Genomic DNA, 1,186 nt, shown 5'->3' with positions numbered 1-1,186 from the left:
ACTACAAACGTTAAGTTTCATTATCGAACCGCCGTATACGAGACCCGTACGTACGGTGGTGTGAGGGGTGCACTCCGTCATTAGATGGCGGAGCCACCCACTCGATTCTAGGCAGTTTTTTTCATTAGTTTATCGAATAATTCAGTTTGAATAATTGTTATAAAATATTCTGAATAAGTTTTCGCAACTTCAATTCCGTTTTTTATGTATTCTAATTTTTCTTTTCTGTATTCTTTGATTTGATAATCTACAATAAATTTAGGTCTCATTTTTCTATTTTCCTTTCCAACTTCAACTCCGTATTTTTTGAATCCGTTATAAATGAATAAGTCAGATTTTAAATCGTCTTTTTTCGAGTCTTTAAAAAAAGCTCTGTGAGTATTTAAATGCCTGAATTCTATTATATGTTTAAACGACTCATAATAAGAATCAATTATTGTTTTTGCTGGTGAATTTTGAATTTTATTATAGGTTTTTAAGTTATTCCAATTACAATCTTTTTCTTTTAGTCCAATTTCATAAAAGTCGTTTAACCATAGTTTTTTGACTTCAAGTAATGTGTGTACTTTATGAATAAATACCTCATAATGATACTTTATAAAATCGAGTTGGTCAATATCATTTTCCTCGTAATAATCTTTTATAGGAAATCGTCTTATAAAAGTATGAGTTCTTTCTAAATCAGTAATAAGTCCATAAATTTTTGTCATAAAGTTAAATACTCGACTTGCTTCTTTTCCATTTTTTGATAGTAGCCGATAATTATTTTGACCTAATTTAAATTCAGGATGTTCAGTCGCAGTCTTTCTCGTTTTTTCATAAAATTCGAGAAAAGATTTTCGTAATTCTAACTTTGAAATATTCTCTTCAGCCATAGTTTTGGTCAAATTGCGTAGAACGTGCCGGCTATGAGTAGTGCGGAGGTAAACTTGCGCTTACCATTCCAGTTTGCCCACAGCAAAAGCTTTGCGTTTTGATTTATTTTATATTCTCAGAGCAAAATCGGAAAGATTTTGCGCCTTCATAAATATAGACAAAACTTTAGATTGAAGACCAGAGCCCGCATTACTTCATAGGTTTTGTGTGTGCCCAGCATGGGCATCTTTTATCTACTGCAAAGTAGATAATTAATCTAGAGGGTGCAAGTCCCTTATGGGCAGGGGTAACGCCTTGAACCATTAGTAAG

1 protein-coding gene is annotated in these 1,186 nt (G+C 32.5%); it reads right to left on the bottom strand.

The genetic code is table 11. The annotated features are described in order from the left end of the window. Window positions 1-107: 107 nt before the first annotated feature. Complete coding sequence (locus tag HCG49_RS18380) at window positions 108-875, bottom strand: Cthe_2314 family HEPN domain-containing protein (RefSeq protein WP_168470936.1); 768 nt, start codon at window positions 873-875, stop codon at window positions 108-110. Window positions 876-1,186 lie beyond the last annotated feature (311 nt).

Source organism: Arenibacter sp. 6A1, assembly GCF_012272855.1.
In the GTDB taxonomy this organism is placed as follows: Bacteria; Bacteroidota; Bacteroidia; order Flavobacteriales; family Flavobacteriaceae; genus Arenibacter.
Note: the sequence above shows the minus strand (reverse complement) of the source record. Positions and strands in the feature narration are given on the sequence as shown.

Coding starts and splice junctions, on each gene's coding strand:
- HCG49_RS18380 (WP_168470936.1), bottom strand. CDS start 875: ATGGCTGAAGAGAATATTTCAAAGTTAGAATTACGAAAATCTTTTCTC.